Origin of the sequence: Pseudomonas brassicacearum (genome assembly GCF_003732175.1) — a bacterium.
Lineage (GTDB): Bacteria > Pseudomonadota > Gammaproteobacteria > Pseudomonadales > Pseudomonadaceae > Aquipseudomonas > Aquipseudomonas brassicacearum_G.
Window position 1 is genome coordinate 1 of record NZ_MOBI01000025.1, and the last position, 20,914, is coordinate 20,914.

Sequence of the window (20,914 nt, forward strand, 5' to 3'; positions counted from 1 at the left end):
ACCCTGTCGAACGGCGCGGTGATCAACATCGAGGCTGGCAAAACCAGCGGTTCCGTGGTGGTCGACACCCCGGCCAATGACGTCTACAAGAACGGCAGCACGGTCAGCACCACCATCGAGAGCACCACCGGCGGCAACTTCGAGCAGTTGACCCCGAGCACAGCTCCGGCCGTTACGACGATCACCGATTCGATCGACAACACTGGCCTGACGCTCACCGCCAACAACACGATTACCGAAGGCGGGCAGATTACTTACACCGCGACCCTGACCAATCCGGCTGGCACCGCGATGAGCGTGACCCTGTCCAACGGCGCGGTGATCAACATCGAAGCCGGCAAGACCAGCGGTTCGGTGGTGGTCGACACCCCGGCGAATGACGTTTACAAAAACGGCAGCACCGTCAGCACCACCATCGAAAGCACCACCGGCGGCAACTTCGAGCAGCTGACCCCGAGCACCACGCCGGCGGTTACGACGATCACCGATTCGATCGACAACACCGGGCTGAGCCTGACGGCGAATGGTTCGGTGGTTGAAGGTGGCCAGATCACCTACACCGCAACGCTGAGCAATCCGGCCGGCACCGCGATGAGCGTCACCCTATCGAACGGCGCGGTGATCAACATCGAAGCCGGCAAGACTGCCGGTTCGGTGGTGGTCGACACCCCGGCCAATGACGTCTACAAGAACGGTAGCACCGTCAGCACCACCATCGAAAGCACCACTGGCGGTAACTTCGAACAGCTGACCCCGAGCACCACCCCGGCAGTCACGACGATTACCGATTCGATCGACAACACTGGCCTGACGCTCACCGCCAATAACAGCATTACCGAAGGCGGTCAGATCACTTACACCGCAACGCTGATTAATCCGGCTGGCACCGCGATGAGCGTGACCCTGTCCAACGGTGCCGTGATCAACATCGAAGCCGGTAAAACCACCGGCAGCGTGGTGGTCGACACCCCAGCCAACGACGTCTACAAAAACGGCAGCACCGTCAGCACCACCATCGAAAGCACCACCGGCGGCAACTTCGAGCAGCTGACCCCGAGCAGCACCCCGGCCGTTACGACCATCACCGATTCGATCGATAACACCGGCCTATCCCTGACGGCGACCAGTTCCGTGGCTGAAGGTGGTCACATCACCTACACCGCGACCCTGACCAACGCCGCCGGCACGCCAGTGACCGTGACCCTGAGCAACGGTGCCGTCATCAACATCGACGCCGGCAAAACCACCGGCACCGTAGTGGTCGATGCACCAAAAGACGACGTCTACCTCGACGCCGGCAAGGTCCAGGCAACGATTGCAACGGCGACCGGCGGCAACTTCGAAAACCTGGTCACCAGCAGCATGCCTGCGGTCACCAGTGTCACCGACACCATCAACACCTCGACGGTGAAACTGACCGCGACTGAATCGGCAGCAGAAGGCGGCGCCGTCACCTACACCGCCACCGTCTCGGCGCCAGTGACCGGTTCGGCAGTGATCGTGACGTTGGCCAACGGCCAGACCATCACCATCCCGGTCGGCCAGTCCAGCGGCACCGCGACCACCACGGCACCGAACGACGCGCTGGTCGGCCACACCCCGCTGACCAACGCCATTACCAATGTCAGTGGCGGTAACTACGAAAACCTGGTCGCCGACAAAACGCCGGTTAGCACCAACGTGACCGACACCGTCGACACCACCAACCTGACGCTGAGCGCGACCGGCTCGGTGGCTGAAGGTGGTCACATCACCTACACCGCCACCCTGACCAACGCCGCTGGCACGCCGGTGACCGTGACCCTGAGCAACGGCGCCGTCATCAACATCGACGCCGGGAAAACCACCGGCACCGTAGTGGTCGATGCACCAAAGGACGACGTCTACCTCGACGCCGGCAAGGTCCAGGCGACAATCGCCACCGCCACCGGCGGCAACTTCGAGAACCTGGTCAGCAGCAGCACACCTGCGGTCACCAGCGTCACCGACACCATCGACACCTCGACGGTGAAACTGACCGCGACTGAATCGGCAGCAGAAGGCGGCGCCGTCACCTACACCGCCACCGTCTCGGCGCCAGTGACCGGTTCGGCAGTGATCGTGACGTTGGCCAACGGCCAGACCATCACCATCCCGGTCGGCCAGTCCAGCGGCACCGCGACCACCACGGCACCGAACGACGCGCTGGTCGGCCACACCCCGCTGACCAACGCGATTACCAACGTCAGCGGTGGTAACTACGAAAACCTGGTCGCCGACAAAACGCCGGTCAGCACCAACGTGACCGACACCGTCGACACCACCAACCTGACGCTGAGCGCGACCGGCTCGGTGGCTGAAGGTGGTCACATCACCTACACCGCCACCCTGACCAACGCCGCTGGTACGCCAGTGACCGTGACCCTGAGCAACGGCGCCGTCATCAACATCGATGCCGGAAAAACCACCGGCACCGTAGTGGTCGATGCACCAAAAGACGACGTCTACCTCGACGCCGGCAAGGTCCAGGCGACGATCGCCACCGCCACCGGCGGCAACTTCGAGAACCTGGTCACCGATAAAACGGCTGCGGTCACCAACGTCACCGACACCATCGACACCTCGACGGTGAAACTGACCGCGACTGAATCGGCAGCAGAAGGCGGCACCGTCACCTACACCGCCACCGTCTCGGCGCCAGTCACCGGTTCGGCTGTGATCGTGACGTTGGCCAACGGCCAGACCATCACCATCCCGGTCGGCCAATCCAGCGGCACCGCGACCACCACGGCACCGAACGACGCGCTGGTCGGCCACACCCCGCTGACCAACGCGATTACCAACGTCAGCGGCGGCAACTACGAAAACCTGGTCGCCGACAAAACTCCGGTCAGCACCAATGTGACCGACACTGTCGACACCACCAACCTGACGCTGAGCGCGACCGGCTCGGTGCCTGAAGGTGGTCACATCACCTACACCGCCACCCTGACCAACGCCGCTGGTACGCCAGTGACCGTGACCCTGAGCAACGGCGCCGTCATCAACATTGACGCCGGCAAAACCACCGGCACCGTAGTGGTCGATGCACCAAAAGACGACGTCTACCTCGACGCCGGCAAGGTCCAGGCGACAATCGCCACCGCCACCGGCGGCAACTTCGAAAACCTGGTCACCGATAAAACGGCTGCCGTGACCAGCGTCACCGACACCCTCGATAAAACCGAAGTCAGCATCAGCGGCAGCAGTCAGGTCACCGAAGGCCAGACCGCCAGCTACACCGTGACCCTGACGCATCCGGCGCAAACCGATGTGACGCTGAAGATCGTCTACAGCGGCACCGCCACCGACGGCTCGGACTTTACCGGTGTGTACACGGTGAAAATCCCGGCGGGCGCCAGCAGCGCCAGCTTCAATATCGCGACCATCGACGACAAGATCACCGAACCCACCGAAAACATCGTGGTCAAGATCGACTCGGCCAGCGGTGGCAACTTCGAAAATCTGGTGGTCAGTAGCACCAATGGCAGCGTCAGCACGTCGATCATCGACAACGACGCTCCTCCCGTCATCGATCTGGACGCCAACAACTCCAGCGGCGCGACCGGTGCCAATTACAACGTCACCTTCACCGAAGGCACTACCGGTCCTGGCGTATCGATCGGCGATACAGACCTCACGATCACCGACCCGGACAGCACGATGCTGACCGGTGCCACCATCGTGTTGACCAACCGTCAGCCGGGCGACTTGCTCAACCTGGGCAACAGTGTCAACGGCATCAGCATCAACGCCAACAGCAAGGATGGTTCGATCACCCTGACGCTGTCCGGCAATGCAACGCTGGCCGACTACATGCAACAGATCAAAAACATCACCTTCACCAACAACAGTGAAGACCCGAGCACCACGCCGCGGACCATCACCGTGACGGTGACCGACGGCAGCAATTACTCCAACGTCGCCACCACCACCGTCAATGTGGTCGCGATCAACGATGCGCCAGTCGCCACCGGCGGTGCGGTCACCGGCACTGAAGACACGCCGCTGATCCTCGGCTGGTCGAACTTCGGTGTGAGCGATGTCGACAGTCCTGCCGCCAGCCTGGGCGTGAAAATCACCCAGCTGCCGGGCGACGGCAAGTTGCAGTACCTGGACGGTTCGACCTGGAAAGACGTGGCCAACAACCAGACTTTCAGCAAGGCCGACATCGATGCAGGCAAGTTGCGCTTCATGCCTGATGCCAACGAATCCGGCACCAATGGCTACAGCGGCACCGGCGTGGGCAACCAACAGGCGGATTACGCACAAATCCAGTTCCAGCCAACCGACGGCCAACTGCTGGGCAGCACCGGTACGGTGAAAGTCGATATCACTCCCGTCGCCGATGCGCCGACACTCAGCGTCGCCGACAACAGCGTGAACTCAACGGGCCTGATCAAGGAGGTCTGGACCGGTCTGGCGGGTCTTGGCACCAGCGGTAGCGGCGCGCCAGCTGAAACCCTGAAATCCGTGATCGATGCTGCCGGTACTCCAGACAGCAGCAGTACCGTGAACAACGTGCAGACTGACAGCAACGTTGCGGCCGGCACAGCGTCGAAAACTTCCGGCCTGATCTACCTAGAAGCCGGCAAGACCTACAGCTTCAGCGGTACCGGTGATGACAGTTTGCTGGTGGCCATCGGCGGTAAAAACGTGGCCGGTGCCACGTGGGGCGCGGGTGGCCAAATCTCCGGCTCGTTCACGCCGACCACCAGCGGCTACTACACCCTGGATATCTACCACCACAACCAGAGTGGCCCGGGCAGCTACGACGTCAACCTGTCGGTCAACGGCGCACCCGCCATCGACCTGAGCAGCGCCGGCGTGCCGATCTACACGGGTGTCACCGATCTGGTCAACGCCGGCGTGACGGTTTCCGACCTGCACGGCAGCAACGGTGACGGCTACTACGACGGCTACAAGCTCAACACCGGCGCCGAAGGCGGTAGTGTTCACCTGTCGAAAATCACCACCGCGCTGACCGACACCGACGGCTCCGAAAGCCTGAGCGTGAAAATCGGCGGTATGCCGGCCGGCTCGGTGCTGAGCGATGGCGCGGGGCATACCTTCACCGTGGCGACCACCGGTGAAGCAAATGTCACTGGCTGGAATCTCGGCAGCCTGACGCTCACCCCGCCACCGTACTTCAATGGCTCGATCAATCTGACAGTCACGTCGACTTCCACCGAATCCCTCGGTGGCTCGGCGCCAAGCACTGCGCAGATCCCGGTCACGGTCTACCCGGCGGTGTATAACGCGTCGGTCGCCACTTCAGGGGATGACAATTTCGCCGGTACTAACGGCAACGACATCATGATCGCCGACATCGGCGGGCTGACCGTGGTGCCAGGCACCAACTACAACATTGCGTTCATGGTCGACAGCTCGGGCAGCATGAGCGCCACCTCGATCAGCGCCGCCAAAGACTCACTGACGTCGGTATTCAACACCCTCAAGAACAGCCTGGGCGCCAGCACTTCGGGCACGGTGAATGTCTTCCTCGCGGACTTCGATACCCAGGTCAACAAACAGGTTGCGGTCAACCTGAACGACCCGAATGCCCTGACCCTGCTCAAGTCGGTGCTGGACTCGATGGCTTCCGGCGGCGGTACCAACTACGAAGACGTGTTCAAGACCACGGCCAACTTCTTCCAGAGCAGCATGGCCACCGGTAACAGCAACGCGACCAACCTGACGTTTTTCATTACCGACGGACAGCCAACGTTCTACCAGTCCGGCGAACAGACCAACCCGGCGTTGTACAGCGGTGGTGCGAAGCTGGACGACGTCGTCACGACCAGCAACTACACGTTGGGGAACACGTTCTCCAAGTACCTGGACAACACGCACTACCTCTCCATCGGCACCGATGGTTCGACGACGCTGCAGACCTATAGCGGCAATCGCTGGGTCAGCAAAGACCTGGGGATGCTCCATGCTCAAGGCGATGGCACCTATGAGTTGTCGAAACTGGCCGGTACCGGCTACAACACCGACGGCAGCACTTCCAGTAACTCCAACGACAGCTTCGCGTTGCTCGGCAAGTTGTCGCAGGTTGAGGCCATCGGCCTGAACAACGATGTCAGCCTCAGCGACCTGAAACCGTTCGACACCGACGGCAAACCACAAACCAACATCGATCCGGCCAACCTGGCCAACTCGATCATCGGTCACACTGAAGCGACCATGCCGGGCGCCGATACGGTCAGTGGCGGCGACGGCAATGACATCCTGTTCGGCGACCTGGTGAGCTTCAACGGCATTGCCGGTGAGGGCTACCAGGCCATGCAGGCCTTCGTGGCCCAGCAAACTGGCGTGGATACCAGCAAAGTCACCACCAGCAACGTGCACCAGTACATCACCGAGCACTACACCGCGTTCGATGTATCCGGCTCTCATGACGGTAATGACACGCTGCTGGGCGGTGCCGGTAACGACATCCTCTTCGGCCAGGGAGGCAACGACATCCTCGACGGCGGCAAGGGCAATGACATCCTGCTGGGTGGTACAGGTAACGACACGCTGATCGGCGGTCAGGGCAACGACATCCTGATTGGCGGATCGGGTGCCGACACCTTCGTCTGGAAGGCCGGCGACACTGGTAACGATGTGATCAAGGACTTCAAGGCCAGCGAAGGCGACCGGATCGACCTGCGTGATCTGTTGCAGGGCGAAAGCGGCAGCACCATCGACAATTTCCTGAAAATCAACACGGTTGAAGGTGTGTCGACGTTGCAGGTCAGCTCCGAAGGCAAACTCAACGCCGCCGGCGGCGTAGCCAATGCTGACGTGACGATCAAACTGGAAGGCAACAACTGGTCCGGTCAGAGCATCAATTCGCTGATCGCCGGTAGCGACCCGACCATCAAGATCGACCACAACAACACCTGATCAAGCCCCTGACGGCCGCTCGTAATGAGCGGCCGTCGGGTTGCTGTCAGTCGCCAGCGGGTGACGATTTCGTCGTGGCGCCGCATACTCGTACGCGTTGGCCTATGCTGCTGACAGCACGACGCGGGTTCATTCATGAGGGATTTTCGATGTTCTACGTGCAACGCGATGCGCAAGGCCAGTTGGTGCGCGTGGAAGCGACGGCTTACGCGGAGGCTACGGAAACGCTGCCCTCCGATCACCATGAAATCCAGGCCTGGTACGCCAACGAAGTGATGGAGACCAGCCTCAAGCAGCTCAAGCAAAGCGACCTGGAGATGATCCGGGTACTCGACGACCTGATTCAGGTGCTGACCAGCAAAGGGGTGATTCGCGTCACCGACCTGCCAGCGGCCGCGCAAGCCAAACTGATGGATCGGACCCAGGCCCGCGAAGCGCTGGGTGGTTTGAGTCACCTGATTAATGAAGATGAAAGCGGGTTGATCTGAGTTTCTGAACGTTTGTGTTTCAGGCGTGACTGTCGCGTTGAACACACCGACGCCATCGCGAGCCTGCTCGCGATGACTTATTCATTGGCAACTCATCCCTAAAGCCCTACTGCCAAGGCTTCGGTTCACCAAACAACTGCCCTTGCACGCCGTACACGCCCATCTCGCGAATCACCCGTAATTCCCCTTCGGTCTCCACTCGCTCGGCAATCAGCGGCAGATCGATACTGTGGGCGGCGCGCTGGATGGCTTCGATGAACAGACGCTTATCGCTTTCCTGATCAATGGCACGGATGTAACTGCCATCGATTTTCAGATAGGCCAACCCCAGCCGCGCCAGGTTGCCGATCATGCTGAAGCGGCCGCCAAAGCGCTGCAGGCTCAGGGAAAAGCCCAGCTCACGCAGACGACGGGTCAGTTGTTCGAGCACGGCCTGATCGGGTAATTGCTCTTCACCGATCTCCAGGGTCAAGCGTGGGCCCAGACTCGAATGCTCGCGCAGGATGTCGAAGACTTTGTTCAGCGCTTGCGGATCCGCCAGGGTGGCAGCGGACAGGTTCAGCGCCAACGAGTCTTCATGGCCGGCCATCTGCACCAACACCCGCTCCAGCATCAAACGGTCCAGCCGCGCGGTCCAGCCAAAACGCTCCAGCCACGGCAGGAAACGCCCGGCAGGGATGGTCTGGCCCTGCTCATCGAGCAAGCGCGAGAGCACTTTGTAATGCAGCACCAACTGCGTGTCCTGACTGGCCACGACCGGTTGGAAGTACAACTCGAATCGCTGCTGACTCAGTGCCCGATCGAGCAAGGTATGCCACGCATGGTGATCGTCGCCGACAATGGCCGCTGCGCTGTGATCCAGGCACGCCCAGTTCATCTCGCCCTCGACTTCCGCCTGTGACAACGCCTGATCCGCCAGGCTCAACACCGCCTGCGGCGTGTCGCCATGGGCAAACGGCGCCAAACCGATCGACGCCACCGACGCCACATCAGTCGCCCCGGTTGCGTGCAGACTGGCCAGCGCGCTGTCCAGGCTCTGCGCCAGTTGCAGCGCCTCTTCGCGCACCAGACCAGGCGCCAGCACGGCAAATTCACCACCGCGAATGCGCGTCACCAGGTTCTGGGTTTCCGGGAATCTGGCGCACTCACGCGACAATTGCTCACCGACCGCCCGCAGCAACTGGTCGGTGCGTTGACCGCCCAGACGCTGGTTCAAACCGGCCAGGTCCTTGACCCGCAACAGCAACAGATAACCCGAACTGGCCTGCTCCGGGTTGCTCACCCGGGCATTCAATTGCATCTCGAAATAACGCCGGTTAGCCAATCCCGTCAGGTTGTCCTGATAGGACTCGACCCGCAGTTTTTCACTGCGCTCAGCCTGCTCCTGAAACAACGCCTTGAGCTTCTCGACCATCTGGTTCATCGCCTGCACCACGCGCCGCAGTTCTGGGGTACGCGGCAGCTCGGGCAGGCTGAGAAACTCGCGACGGGCGATGGCGTGGGATTGCTTGACCATATAATCCAGCGGTTTCAATTGTCGACGCAGTAACAGTGCGCCCAGTACCGCACTTAACGCGCCGCAGATCAGCAACCATCCCAGACTGCCCAGAGCGCTCTGCCAGAGCTTGGCCACGGCGAACATCGGGTGGCTGATGACCTCGACCCTGGCCGCCTGTTCCCAGCCACGGCTGACCAGCGCATCACCGCCAGCAGGTTCCAGAGCGATCAATTTGACGAACCAGCCGGGTACGCTGCTGACTTCCGGAATACCACTGCGCTCGACGATGGCTTTGTCGGTTTTGAGGTCGACCACCCGAATACTCGCGTAATAACCGCTGTCGAAGATCGAGCTGACCATCAGCTCGACCATCGCCGGGTCGTCGATGTTCGGCGTCAGCGACAGCGCCAGCGCGGTCGCTGCGTCCTGCGCGTGGGAGCGCAACTGATTGACGTACTGGGTCCGCGAACTCTCCAGGCCGACCATGAAGCTGCCACTGAAGGCGACGACCAGGAACAGACAGATAGCGATCAACAGTTGTTTGAACAAAGACATCTAAGCGCGTGCTCCTAGTGAGTCGTCTCGACCGGAAATCCTTCGGCCTGCATTTTCTTCAACACATCCTGCCAACGGGACAGACGCTTGGTGTCACCGACTTTCTTGTTGCCCTTGGCACCCGGCAACCAAAGCCCTTCGGCATTGAAGGAATAGACCGGCAGCAAATCGGCGCGCTGGCTGGCCGGCTGGATCGCATCCATCAGGCTGTCGAGCACCAGCGGCATGGCGTCCGGGCTTGAATAGTAGGTCAAGACCATGTGCGCGCGATTCTGGCGCAGGGCCTTGACGTAAGTGATGCGCAATTTGTCACTGGAAACCCCAAGGTGGCGCAGGCTGAAATACTTGGCGATCGCGTAGTCCTCACAATCGCCAGCGCCTTTCCACAAGGCTTCGATCGGTGTCGCCCAGTAGTCCTCGACGTGCCACAGGTCGATGTCTTCCACGTAACGCATCTGCTTGTTGAAGAACAGGTTGACGACGTTGAGCTGTTCCAGCTCAGGGGTTTGCCTCTGTGTCGCCAGCAGGTGCTGCCAGGCATCGATTCGTTGCTTGCCTTCACCCAACGGCCCGTACAATGTTTCGGCCCGGCGGCTGATCAGCGAAAAATCCCAATCGGCATGCAGACCGCCCAGCAAGACGCCGGCTATCAGCAGTGCTGAACACAACCAGCGCAGGGGCCGAGGGAGAGCGAAACGTGCCTGCAATGCAGTGAGTCCAAAGGGCGGTTGGAAATCGATGGATGGTGAAGCCTTGATCGATAAAAGACAATGGCACGGTGCAATCACCGCGAGCACGCTAAACTTGAGAAAAGCGCAAGCAGTTGAAAAAAACGTAGCCAGTGATGCTCTGTTCGGTGGCAATGCCAGTGGCATAAAACTAACGGAAACTGATTTGTTTTGCCGGTTTGACAACCAGCCAGGCAGTCACTAGTGTGCATTGGATCCAATATTTTTCATATTAATCAGGGTGCGTTGTCGTGACACAGAAGCCCAACCCTTTAAGTACTATCCCGGTCAGCGGCCCAATCCCCGCTCACCTTGCGCGATCGGTGATCGAAGAAACCCTGCGCTCGGCGATTCTCGACGGCCGTTTGCCTTGCGGCACCGCGCTGCGCCAGCAAGACCTGGCCGACCTGTTCGGCGTCAGTCGCATGCCGGTGCGCGAAGCCTTGCGCCAGCTCGAGGCGCAATCACTGCTGCATGTTGTCGCACACAAAGGCGCGGTTGTCGCGCCATTGGTCGAAGGTGACGCCGCCGAAACCTATGCCCTGCGTATCCTGCTGGAGTCTGAGGCCCTGCGCCTGTCGATTCCGTTGCTCGACGACGAAGATTTTGCCGAGGCCGCGCGTTATATCGACGACCTCGAAACACAGACCGATTATGCCGAGATCGGCAGGCTTAACCGATTGTTCCACATGACGCTGTACCGCAAGGCGCCCAACCGCAGGCTCCTCAGCCTGGTAGAAGGCGGCCTGTGGGAAGAGGAACGCTTTCTGCGCTTCAACCTTGAAGCCATGGGGCTCGGCAAGCTGTCCCAGGAAGATCACCGTGACCTGCTGCGCGCTGCACAAGCCCGAGACATTGCGCTAACCGTGACAAAGCTTCAGAACCACCTGAACCGGGGTGTCGAGGTCATCACGCGTTACCTGAACAGCCTTGAACCTCAGGGCAAGAAATCATCGACGTGAATCGCACAAGGAAAGCCGTGCACACCCGGAACACTCCATGGCTGACTGTGATCAGCGCCAGCCAGACGACGGACGTCAGGCTGATCTGCTTCGGCGAAGCTGGGGCCGACCCCGAGCAGTTCCGCAGTTGGACTCAAGCACTGAGCGAGCACATTGAACTACTCGCGTTCAGGCTTCCCGGCCATGACAATCCGCAGAACCGGACTCGCTACGAACAATGGCCACCGCTGCTGGTCGACGCCTTTGCGGCGCTACAACCTTACTTGTCCGAACCCCATGCGCTGTTTGGCCATGGCCTGGGCGCAATTCTGGCCTACGAGCTGGCCAAGTTGAGCGAAACCCACTGCCCGGGGCAAACCCGGCACTTGTTCATTTCCGGTTGCCGCAGCCCGGATACCCGCCCCGCCTCTGCGCCACTGCACAGCCTGCCGAACATCCGGCACAGTTATGCACCCTCCAGCCCGGGCGCACTTCTCGATGCAACAGCCAGCGATCAACTCGCCGCCTTCGAAGCACTGATACACAGTGACTTGAAACTGCTCGAGTCCTGGGCCGACCCTTCCAGTCGCAGCCTGCACATCCCGATGACTGCTTTCTACGGCAGCGACGATCCGCTGGCCCCCCTCGAAAGCATGGTCAATTGGCGCGAGTTCACTCGCCGTGAATTCGAACTGATAGAAATGACCGGTAATCATTTTTTCACCACCACTCAGCGTCATCGTCTGCTGCAGATCATCAACACCCATCTGGGCCTGCTCAGCGAGTAAGCGCCTGACCTCTGTGCGATGCGGCACAGGCTCTCGAGAAGCGCTGACGACACCTATCCATTCTTCCCTCCTTGAAAACCCCCTGCTCCCCCTGAGCCAGTGATAGCAGTGCTGGCTTTTTGGGCTCACTCTTGGTTTGCCGACTAAAAAAGGACGAGCGGCGTGTAAATCTGCCTGCACAGCCCTCGCGTGATGGACGAACAAAAGGAGGCTTGCCAAAGGACGGGAAGAGATGGGGCCGTGCCCGCCTCCTGCCCACCACATCAAAAACCATTAACTTTCCAGCCACAAAGTTGCTCCGAGTGAGGCATTCACTCATTTAAATTCTGACTTATATAAGCCGGAAGGAACAACTTCACCCCAATAAAACTTAACCGAAAAGTTTTATCGAAACTTGTCACGCCCGAAAAAATACATTTGACAAATAATATAAAAAACACTTGCCCGCTACTTGTTTCATGTATTAATTTTTCTCCGCCGACAACTTCAAGTTCCAGCGTACTTGTCGGCACGGTCAATACCCAGAGGCTGTAACACTCACCCGCGGAGTTGACCGCCACGCACCATCAACAAACGCAACACCTTGCCTGACAAGGCCGCCAACGCCATGCACTGCATCAACATTTGTTTGAGGTACTTGTTCGCCTATTAAAAAGACCAGGCCGCACCGTGTTTGAACTCGCCTAATAAACCTCTGCCAATCGAACAACTTAACTCACAACTTATAGGCCTCTCATGAAACCCAACAAAGCACTTCTCGACCAAAAAAAAGCAGCACTGAGCGCTCACCCTATCTTTGCCGAGATTCATTCACTGTCGATACTTCAACGCTTTATGGAAACCCATGTATTTGCTGTATGGGACTTCATGTCACTGACCAAACGCCTGCAACAGGAACTCACGTGTGTGCAGCTGCCCTGGCTACCGCCCCAAGACCCTCAAGCGGCGCGCCTGATCAACGAAATCGTCCTTGGCGAAGAGTCCGATGACCGGCTCGATCACGGTCACTACAGCCATTTCGAGCTGTACCTGGACGCGATGCGCGAAATCGGCGCCAGCACGGCGGCCGTCGAGCGCTTCGTCGCCCTGCAAAAGGAAGGCGTGAGCTACGACGTCGCCCTGCAAAGCGTGGACGTCGACCCGGCCGCATCAAACTTCGTCCGGCACACCTTGCACACCGCGCTGTATGCGCCGGGGCACAGCGTTGCCGCGGCGTTTTTGCATGGCCGTGAAAGCGTCATTCCGCAGATGTTCCAACGCATTCTCGACGATTGGGGCATAGGCATCGAACAGGCGCCGACCTTTCGTTACTACCTGCAGCGGCACATCGAAGTCGACTCCGAAGACCACGGCCCCGCCGCCGAAACACTCCTGGCACGCTTGATCGATGGCGATCCGCAACGACAAGAAGACGTCTATGCGGCGGCCATCGCCGCCGTGGAAAGCCGTATCGCACTGTGGGACGGCTTGCGTCTGAGCATGTGTGAATCAGTCGCCGAGGTGAGCGCATGAACGCCGCCGACTACCAATCCTTCGCCGACGCCTGGGAAAACCGCGCGACTATCCGTACACGTCCGCGGCGCATGGTCGAAAACGACGACAAACTGATCTATCCCTTAAGCCGGCAACCGCTGGTACTGAGCGAAACCTTTGTCCGCGAATGCCCGGAACAGCGCGACTTCGCATTGGTGCAGACGCTCTACAAGTTCATCAACGACGTGGTGATTTTCGAAACCGAGATCGTCGACAAGACTGCCCGCAGCATCGCCAAGAATCGCTTCGCCGTGCCCTTCCCGTTCGCCTGTCGCTATGACGCCATGACCGTGGTGGTGGATGAGGATTACCACGCGCTAGTGGCGATGGACTTCATGCAGCAGACCGTGGCCATGACCGGCATCACGCCGATCGAACTGCCGCGTGAAATCGAGCTGAGCCGGGCAATTCCTGCAGCGTTGGCGCTGGCACCGGAACATCTGCGCAGCGCCGTGGAGCTAATCTGCGTGGCCATCGCGGAAAGCACCGTGACCAACGACGTCGCGGCATTCGCCAAGGACGACACGGTCAAGCAATCGATCAAGGGCCTGATGGCTGACCACTTGCTCGACGAAGGCCGCCACTCGGGGTTCTGGTCACGGCTGGTGCGGATCTATTGGCATTCGGCGAACGAAGAGGACCGCCAACTGATTGCGAAGATTCTGCCGGTATTCATCGCTCACTACCTGACTAACGACATTCAGAAATCGTTCGATTTCCGCTTGATCGAACACCTGCACATCAGCGATGCCGCCAAGACCGCACTCAAGAGCGAAGTGGCAGGCCTGGCCTTCCCGATCAATCGCCATCACCCGCTGGTCGCCAACATCGTGCGGTTTTTCCGCAGCAGTTCGCTGCTCGATTCACCGTGCGTGCAAGACGCCCTGAGCGACTACCTGATCTAGCCGAGGAGAACATCATGAGACGTCTCGACATTCTGCTCATCGGTCAAAGCCAGGCCTTGAATGAGCTGGCGCTGGAACTGGAACAACACGGTCATGCGCTGACGCGATTGAGCGACAGCCACGCCCTGAACGAACAAACGGTCGGTAACGCCGAGCTGCTGATCGAAGACGGCAGCCTGGCCATCCCGGCACAGAGTCTGCTCGACCTGGGCGAGTGTGCACAACTGAGCGTGCGCCTGGGCCTGGGACCTGAAGACGCCAACGGTCTGCCGCCTATCGATGTGCTGTGCCGCTGCATATCGAGCGGCGACCGGCGACTGATCGCTCGCGTCCCCGTCGCCGACGAAGCCTCTGGTAATGGCCAGGCACTGCGCCTGAAGGTCATCGCTGAAATGGTTGACCGCGTGGCGCTTGAGGTCAGCCGTTTTTCCCGCGATGCCGAGTACTTCACGCAAGCAGCAACGGCCACGCCCGGTCGTCATCAGCGTGAAGAAAGCGTGTTGACGCTGGAGAGTCTGGCCTATGCCCACCGGCTCAACCTCAACGCGCAACCGCAGCTGCTGCAACTCGGGCAAATCCCGATGATCGAGCGGCTCGAACAGAGCTTCAAAACCTTCCGCAAACGCCCGGCGCTGCACATTGCCGGCGAGGTGCTCAGCTATGGCGACTTGCACGCCCAAAGCCTGGCAATTCAGCAACGGCTGCTGCCATTGATCGAGCAGTACCGAGCGGTTGAGGGACCGGTGGTCGTGGGCATTTGCCTGCCAAAATCCAGTGCATTGTTCGCCGGCATTCTGGCGATCCTCGGCAGTGGCGCGGTGTACCTGCCACTCGAACCCAGCCATCCGCTGCAACGTCAGCAGTACATCCTGGAGAACGCTGGCGCCGTGCTGTTGTTGCACGATGGCCAGCACCCGCTGAGCAATGAGATGCCGGGGCTCGACATCAGTGGCATCGACGCCCGCGAGGCGAATCCCGGCTTGCCGCTGATGCGCCAGCGCCCCGGCAGCCAGGCGCCCTGCATGGCGCTCTACACGTCAGGCACCACCGGTCATCCCAAAGGTGTGTTGCTCAGTCAGAACAATCTCGGGCACTTCACCGCGTGGTACGCCGATTACGTCGGGCTGACGGAACAGAGTCGGATATTGCAGTTTTCATCGCTGAGTTTCGACTCCTCGTTGATCGATATTTTCCCGGCGCTGATCCAGGGCGCCGAGCTGATCGTACCGAACGACGACCAGCGTCGTGACCCGCTGCAACTGGTCGAGTTGATCCGTCATCATCAGCTCAGCCACGCGTTTCTTCCACCAGCGCTGCTGAGCATTCTGCCGCTGGATCAGTTGCGCGACCTTGCGCATGTGATGACCGGTGGCGACGTCTGCGAACCTCATGTGATCAGGCAGCTAACCCAGCAAGGCAAGCTCTACAACCTGTATGGCCCGACCGAAGCCACGGTGCTGATTACCGCCCGGCAACTGCAAATCGGTGACAGCAACCGCAGCCTCGGAGCGCCGATTGCCAACAGTCAGGTGCTGATCCTCGACGAAGACTTTCAGCCCGTGGTCGAGCAGACCGTCGGTGAGCTGTACATCGTCGGTCCGGGGGTGTGCCTGGGCTATTTGAACAACCCGCAGCAGACCGCCGAGCGCTACCTGCAATTGCCCTTGCCGGGCGGCCACAGCTTGCGTGCCTATCGCACCGGCGATATGGCGAAGTGGACCGCCGACGGCATCGAGCTCTGTGGACGACGAGACAATCAGGTGAAGATCCGCGGCTACCGGGTCGAGCCGGAGGAGATCGAGCGCTGCCTGCGCGACAGCCAGTTGTTCCGCCAGGTGGCCGTAGTGATCGACAGTCATCGACGGATTCTGGCGTTCCTCGCACAACCCCAGGAAGACCAGCCAGGCGCTGCACGCGAAGCGCTGAAAGTTCACGCCGTGCAGTTCTTGCCGGACTACATGCAGCCCATCGCCTGGACTGAATTGACGAACATGCCTTTCGCCAGCAACGGTAAAGTCGATCGCCGGGCGCTGCTGGCGATGCCGGTCAGTGTCCTCGAAAACCTTCAGCGCCGGTTACCGGAATCCGCCGACGAGGCACAACTGCTGGAGCTCTGGGCCGATCTGCTGGAGTTGCCGGCAGGCGACATTTCCACCGACGAAAGCTTCTTCAATCTGGGCGGGCACTCGATCCTGTTGTCGCGCATGTTGCTGCAATTGCGCGAGCAGTTCGGACGCAGTATCTCGATCAACCGCTTCATCGAAGTCCCGACCATCGCCAGGCTGGCCACGTTGGTCAGAGGTTCTGCCGGCGAAGAAGTGCTCAGCGAAAAAGCCCTGGCCGATGCCTTCCGCGAGCTCGATATTCAGCCCTTGCCGGTCAGCCGGATGGGCGATGTGCGCAAGGTCATCGTCACCGGTGCCAACAGCTTTGTCGGTGTGCATATCGTCGAGGCGCTGCTGGCCTGGGGTGCCAGCGAAGTCGCGTGCCTGGTGCGTGACGGTGCCGGGCAAAGCGCCGCGCAGCGCTTTGCCGAATCGCTGCGTGAGAACCGCCTGGAGCACCTGGACCTGACTCGGGTGCAGGTCTACGCAGCGGACATCACGCAACCGGCACTGGGCCTGACGCCAGAGGTGTATGAGCGACTGGATCGGGAGTTCGGCGCGTTGGTGCACAACGCCGCCAACGTCAACCACGTGCTCGATTACGAGTCGTTGGCCCGGGATAACGTCGAGCCGATTTTCGAGTGCCTGCGGCTCTGCGAAGGGCGCAGCAAGAAGATCTTCAATTTCGTCTCCACGCTGTCGGCCTCCAGCACCATCGACGCCGAGGGGCGAGTGCTCGAACAACCCGCAGCGCAGACCCCGCCGATCTACATCAAGAACGGCTACAACCTGTCCAAATGGGTCGGCGAACGGATCCTCGAACGCGCTCGCGAGCGTGGGGTGCGGGTCAACCTCTACCGGCCAGGCAACATCAGTTTCAACAGCCTCACCGGCGTCTGCCAGCCGCACAAGAACCGTCTGATGCTGATGCTCAAAGGCTCGATCCAGCTCGGCCAGGTGCCGGAGTTCGCGCTGAACTTCGACTTGATGCCGGTGGACTTCCTCGCTCGCTTCATCGCCTTTCACGCCAGCCGTTATCAGCCCGAACAGGCGGTGTTCAACCTGCACAACCCCGAACCGCTGAGCTGGGACGCCTATGTCGCTTCGTTCCGCGAGGCCGGCCGCGAGTTTCAAATGGTCAGCGTCGCCGACTGGCAACAGCAACTGGGTCGGGTCGACAGCGATAACGCGCTGTTTGGCGTGCTGGGTTTCTACCTCAACGGCTTCGAGGAGGACATCGGCGACATCTCGATGATCGGCCACGCCAATGCCCAGGCCGGTGTGCAGCAAATGGGCACGCACTACCCGCAAAAGTCTCCGGCGCTGCTGCGTCGCGGCTGCGACTACCTGAAAGAAATCAACTTCATCTGATTCACCACCCATAGAAATGGAGCAAGACCATGAGCACTCTGCAACCCGATACCCTGATCAAAAACCCGCACGGCTGCCACGTTGTGTCGTCGGTGGAAATACCCGCCGAGGCGTCGCGGGTCTGGGAAGTGGTCGGCAACTTCGCCGGCTTCGACAAGTTCATCCCGGCGCTGTCGCACATCGAGATGACCGGCGAGGGCGTGTCGTCGCTGCGCAAGAAGTTCTTCAAGGACGGGAATCTGGTCGTCGAGCAACTCAACTCCCGCGACGACCAGGCGCTGAGCATGACCTGGACTACCGTTTACAACACCTTGGGCGTGGGTCAGTTGTGGGCCGCCATGAGCGTCGAGCCCCTGAGCGCCGGCAAGTCGCGCGCAACCTGGACCATCATCGCCGAACCCGCCCAAGGCGGTGCGGAAGCGATGCCGGGGTTCAAGGACTTCGTGCAGGGGTTTGCCGATGACTCGATGAGCAATGCGCGCAATCTGTTTGCGTAGGGGATTTTCGCCATAAAAAAACGCGATGAGTCAGACCGACTTCATCGCGTTTTTTTGCATCCATGCAACGGTTTAAATCTTGAAGCTATCCACCAGTTGCTTCAGGCGGTTGGCCTGCTGCGACAAGGCATCGCAATCCTTCAATGTTCCGTTGAGGTTGGCCACGCCCTGCTGGTTCAGCAGGTTGATCTGATTGATGTCACCGTTCAGGGTTTCCACCACTGCCGTCTGCTCTTCCGTTGCGGCCGCAACCGACTGATTCATGCCGTCGATTTCGGTGATCCGCTGGGTCACGCTGATCAACCGCGCACCTGCCTGATTCGCTACTTCGACGCTTTCCTGACTGGATACCTGGCTGGCATTCATGGTCGATACCGCTTCACGCGAGCCGACCTGCAACGAGGTGATCATCTTGTGAATCTCCTCTGCCGACTCCTGAGTACGGTGGGCCAGGTTGCGCACTTCGTCCGCCACTACCGCGAAACCACGTCCGGCTTCACCCGCCCGCGCCGCTTCGATGGCCGCGTTGAGGGCCAGCAAGTTGGTCTGCTGCGAGATGCCTTTAATCACATCGAGGATGTGCCCGATGTTGTCGGTGCTGGCGTTCAGGGTTTCAATCTGGGTGCACGACAGGCTGATCTTTTGCGACAACTCGGTCATCGCCAGAATGGTTTGTTCCACCACCTGACGACCGTCGTCAGCCTGCTCACTGGCACCGCTGGCGTGTTGCGAAGCGTCCGCCGCGTTACGGGCGATCTCCTGAGTGGCTGCCCCCAGTTGGTTGATCGCTGCCGCCACGCTATTGGTCCGTGCACTTTGCTCATCGGAGCCGATGATCGAAGCATTCGACGACGCCATGACCCGTTGCGACAGGTCATGTACCTGGCGCGTGGCCGACGACACTTCGGAAATCGATGCGTGAATCCGCTCCACGAACTGGTTGAAGGCACCGCCCAATTCACCAAACTCGTCTTTGCTTTCCACCGACAGACGGCGAGTCAAATCGCCTTCGCCTTGAGCGATGTCCTGCATCGCACGGCCCATGGTGGTCAGTGGACGCATCAGCACTTGAATCAACAGGCTAAGAAGCACGGCAATTGCGGTCACCGCGATGAACATCGCAATCAGTGCCGACGTGCGGAATTTGCTCAGTGGCGCATAAGCCTTATCCCTATCGATCGTCAGGCCGATGTACCACTCAGCATTCGGCAAGCCAGTAACCGGGGTAAAGGACAGAATGCGCGCCTGTTTGTTCAGGAGCACTTCCTGATTGCCCTTCTCGATACGTACGTTCGAGCCCGGGTAGATGTCCTTGAGGTTCTTCATCACCTGGTCTTTGTCCGGGCTGACGATCACCTGGCCATCAGCACTGACCAGGAACGCATGACCGATACCGCCAAAGTCCACCGAGTTGATGATCTTCACCAGGGTTTCCAGACTCAGATCACCGCCGACGACGCCAAGCAGTTCACCGTTCTTCTTCACCGGCATGGCGATCGTAACCACCAGCCCACCAACAGCAGCCATGTAGGGTGGCGTGAGCATGGTTTTGTCGGCAGCTACGGCCTGCTTGTACCAAGGGCGCTGACGTGGATCGTAGCCATCGGGCATTTTGGCGTCAGGACGTTGGGTGAACACGCCATTGGACTGACCGACGTAGGTGAACTGAAAGTTCGAGGTGAAGGCCGGCTGGTCGACCAACCCGGCAAAGTCTGCGTTGGCACCTTGGTGCGCGACGTTCTGGGCGAGGTTTTCCAGTACCAGGATTCGCCCACTCAGCCAGTTCTGGACGCTGCTGGCCGTCAGATCGCCGGCTTGCTGGACGGAGGAGTCGAGGTTTTGCTGAATGGTATTGCGCTGCAGGTAGTCGTTGTACAAAGTGAACAACGCAAAAGCCAGAACCACTACGCCTGAAGCGGCCAAAAGGATTTTATGGCTGAACTTGAGATTCATTTCATGGGACTTCTTATGCAAGGAGTGGGGATGCGTTCCGGGTGCAACATTCCATGTGACGCCGTAGACCGTTCTAAGGCAGCTCTACTTTGGTGCACGCATGTCTCACCAGTCTTTCGGCACAGATCCGAGAAAACTTAGGCTTTTATGCAAAACGCACAGCTTTCCCTGCATGAACCCGCTAAATGGCGTGCTAGAGCTTTCAACCTACGCTTTTTTGATGACGCTTGATCAAGCGGCGTAGTCGCTCTGCGACAATCACCGTGCAAGGAGGGCGAGGCGCGTAGGCAAGGTCTTCGCGTGGAGCTTGAAGCTTTTAGCGGCCTCTGAAATGACAAAACCCCTGTCTGCGTAAGCAGACAGGGGTTTCGGAATTCAATCTTGACGATGACCTACTCTCACATGGGGAAACCCCACACTACCATCGGCGATGCATCGTTTCACTGCTGAGTTCGGGATGGGATCAGGTGGTTCCAATGCTCTATGGTCGTCAAGAAATTCTGTGACTAGCCCGTATGAAGCATACGTGCCAGCAAAATTGGTGACTTCTACTTAAAACAAAACCCCTACCTGCAGATGCAGATAGAGGTTTCGGAATTCAATCTTGACGATGACCTACTCTCACATGGGGAAACCCCAC

General features: G+C 59.7%; 11 protein-coding genes, 1 rRNA gene and 2 pseudogenes. 9 read left to right on the forward strand and 5 right to left on the reverse strand.

What is annotated here, in order from left to right; genetic code table 11:
- Both BK658_RS23770 and BK658_RS23775 read left to right on the forward strand, forming a co-directional pair.
- Positions 1-6,912 (forward strand): annotated as a pseudogene (locus BK658_RS23770) (LapA family giant adhesin); the annotation flags it as partial.
- Between the two features lie 149 nt (positions 6,913-7,061).
- Complete coding sequence (locus BK658_RS23775; protein WP_123584437.1) at positions 7,062-7,400, forward strand: tryptophan synthase subunit beta; 339 nt, start codon at positions 7,062-7,064, stop codon at positions 7,398-7,400.
- A gap of 106 nt (positions 7,401-7,506) precedes the next feature.
- Here BK658_RS23775 and lapD read toward each other — a convergent pair whose 3' ends face one another.
- A complete protein-coding gene (gene lapD / locus BK658_RS23780) occupies positions 7,507-9,453 on the reverse strand; it encodes a cyclic di-GMP receptor LapD (protein WP_123584438.1) in 1,947 nt (648 codons plus the stop codon).
- A 14-nt stretch (positions 9,454-9,467) separates the two neighbouring features.
- Positions 9,468-10,160 carry a cysteine protease LapG gene (lapG, locus tag BK658_RS23785; RefSeq protein WP_123584439.1) on the reverse strand — a complete coding sequence of 231 codons (693 nt, stop codon included), beginning with the start codon at positions 10,158-10,160 and terminating at the stop codon, positions 9,468-9,470.
- Between the two features lie 31 nt (positions 10,161-10,191).
- Here lapG and BK658_RS29865 point away from each other — a divergent pair, with 31 nt between their 5' ends.
- The 7 genes from BK658_RS29865 to BK658_RS23815 all read left to right on the forward strand — a co-directional run bounded on the left by BK658_RS29865 (position 10,192) and on the right by BK658_RS23815 (position 18,321).
- Entirely contained in the window at positions 10,192-10,386 is a 195-nt protein-coding gene (locus BK658_RS29865; protein WP_148049742.1) for a hypothetical protein, read from the forward strand.
- A 46-nt stretch (positions 10,387-10,432) separates the two neighbouring features.
- Entirely contained in the window at positions 10,433-11,143 is a 711-nt protein-coding gene (locus BK658_RS23790; protein ID WP_123584440.1) for a GntR family transcriptional regulator, read from the forward strand.
- A gap of 17 nt (positions 11,144-11,160) precedes the next feature.
- Positions 11,161-11,910, forward strand: a complete 750-nt coding sequence (locus tag BK658_RS23795; RefSeq protein ID WP_123584441.1) for a thioesterase II family protein — start codon at positions 11,161-11,163, stop codon at positions 11,908-11,910.
- Positions 11,911-12,645: 735 nt separating this feature from the next.
- Positions 12,646-13,422, forward strand: coding sequence for a DUF3050 domain-containing protein (locus tag BK658_RS23800; protein ID WP_123584442.1), 777 nt, complete (start codon positions 12,646-12,648; stop codon positions 13,420-13,422).
- Positions 13,419-14,348 (forward strand): diiron oxygenase, encoded by a 930-nt coding sequence (locus tag BK658_RS23805; RefSeq protein ID WP_123584443.1) that lies wholly within the window; start codon positions 13,419-13,421, stop codon positions 14,346-14,348. Before BK658_RS23800 ends, BK658_RS23805 begins: the two co-directional genes overlap by 4 nt.
- 14 nt (positions 14,349-14,362) lie before the next feature.
- Positions 14,363-17,824, forward strand: a complete 3,462-nt coding sequence (locus BK658_RS23810; protein ID WP_123584444.1) for an amino acid adenylation domain-containing protein — start codon at positions 14,363-14,365, stop codon at positions 17,822-17,824.
- Between the two features lie 29 nt (positions 17,825-17,853).
- A complete protein-coding gene (locus BK658_RS23815; protein WP_054594981.1) occupies positions 17,854-18,321 on the forward strand; it encodes an SRPBCC family protein in 468 nt (155 codons plus the stop codon).
- 72 nt (positions 18,322-18,393) lie between these two features.
- Here the strand turns inward: BK658_RS23815 and BK658_RS30845 are convergent, their stop codons facing one another.
- From BK658_RS30845 to rrf, 3 genes and pseudogenes are all read right to left on the reverse strand, one after another.
- On the reverse strand, positions 18,394-19,179 hold the full coding sequence (locus BK658_RS30845; RefSeq protein ID WP_404943196.1) for a methyl-accepting chemotaxis protein: 786 nt from the start codon (positions 19,177-19,179) through the stop codon (positions 18,394-18,396).
- Between the two features lie 69 nt (positions 19,180-19,248).
- Positions 19,249-20,274 (reverse strand): annotated as a pseudogene (locus tag BK658_RS30850) (cache domain-containing protein); the annotation flags it as partial.
- A 379-nt stretch (positions 20,275-20,653) separates the two neighbouring features.
- Positions 20,654-20,769: ribosomal RNA gene (gene rrf, locus BK658_RS23825) — 5S ribosomal RNA — on the reverse strand.
- Positions 20,770-20,914 lie beyond the last annotated feature (145 nt).

Coding starts and splice junctions, on each gene's coding strand:
- BK658_RS23775 (WP_123584437.1), top strand. CDS start 7,062: ATGTTCTACGTGCAACGCGATGCGCAAGGCCAGTTGGTGCGCGTGGAA.
- lapD (WP_123584438.1), bottom strand. CDS start 9,453: ATGTCTTTGTTCAAACAACTGTTGATCGCTATCTGTCTGTTCCTGGTC.
- BK658_RS29865 (WP_148049742.1), top strand. CDS start 10,192: ATGGATGGTGAAGCCTTGATCGATAAAAGACAATGGCACGGTGCAATC.
- BK658_RS23800 (WP_123584442.1), top strand. CDS start 12,646: ATGAAACCCAACAAAGCACTTCTCGACCAAAAAAAAGCAGCACTGAGC.
- BK658_RS23805 (WP_123584443.1), top strand. CDS start 13,419: ATGAACGCCGCCGACTACCAATCCTTCGCCGACGCCTGGGAAAACCGC.
- BK658_RS23810 (WP_123584444.1), top strand. CDS start 14,363: ATGAGACGTCTCGACATTCTGCTCATCGGTCAAAGCCAGGCCTTGAAT.
- BK658_RS23815 (WP_054594981.1), top strand. CDS start 17,854: ATGAGCACTCTGCAACCCGATACCCTGATCAAAAACCCGCACGGCTGC.
- BK658_RS30845 (WP_404943196.1), bottom strand. CDS start 19,179: ATGGCGTCGTCGAATGCTTCGATCATCGGCTCCGATGAGCAAAGTGCA.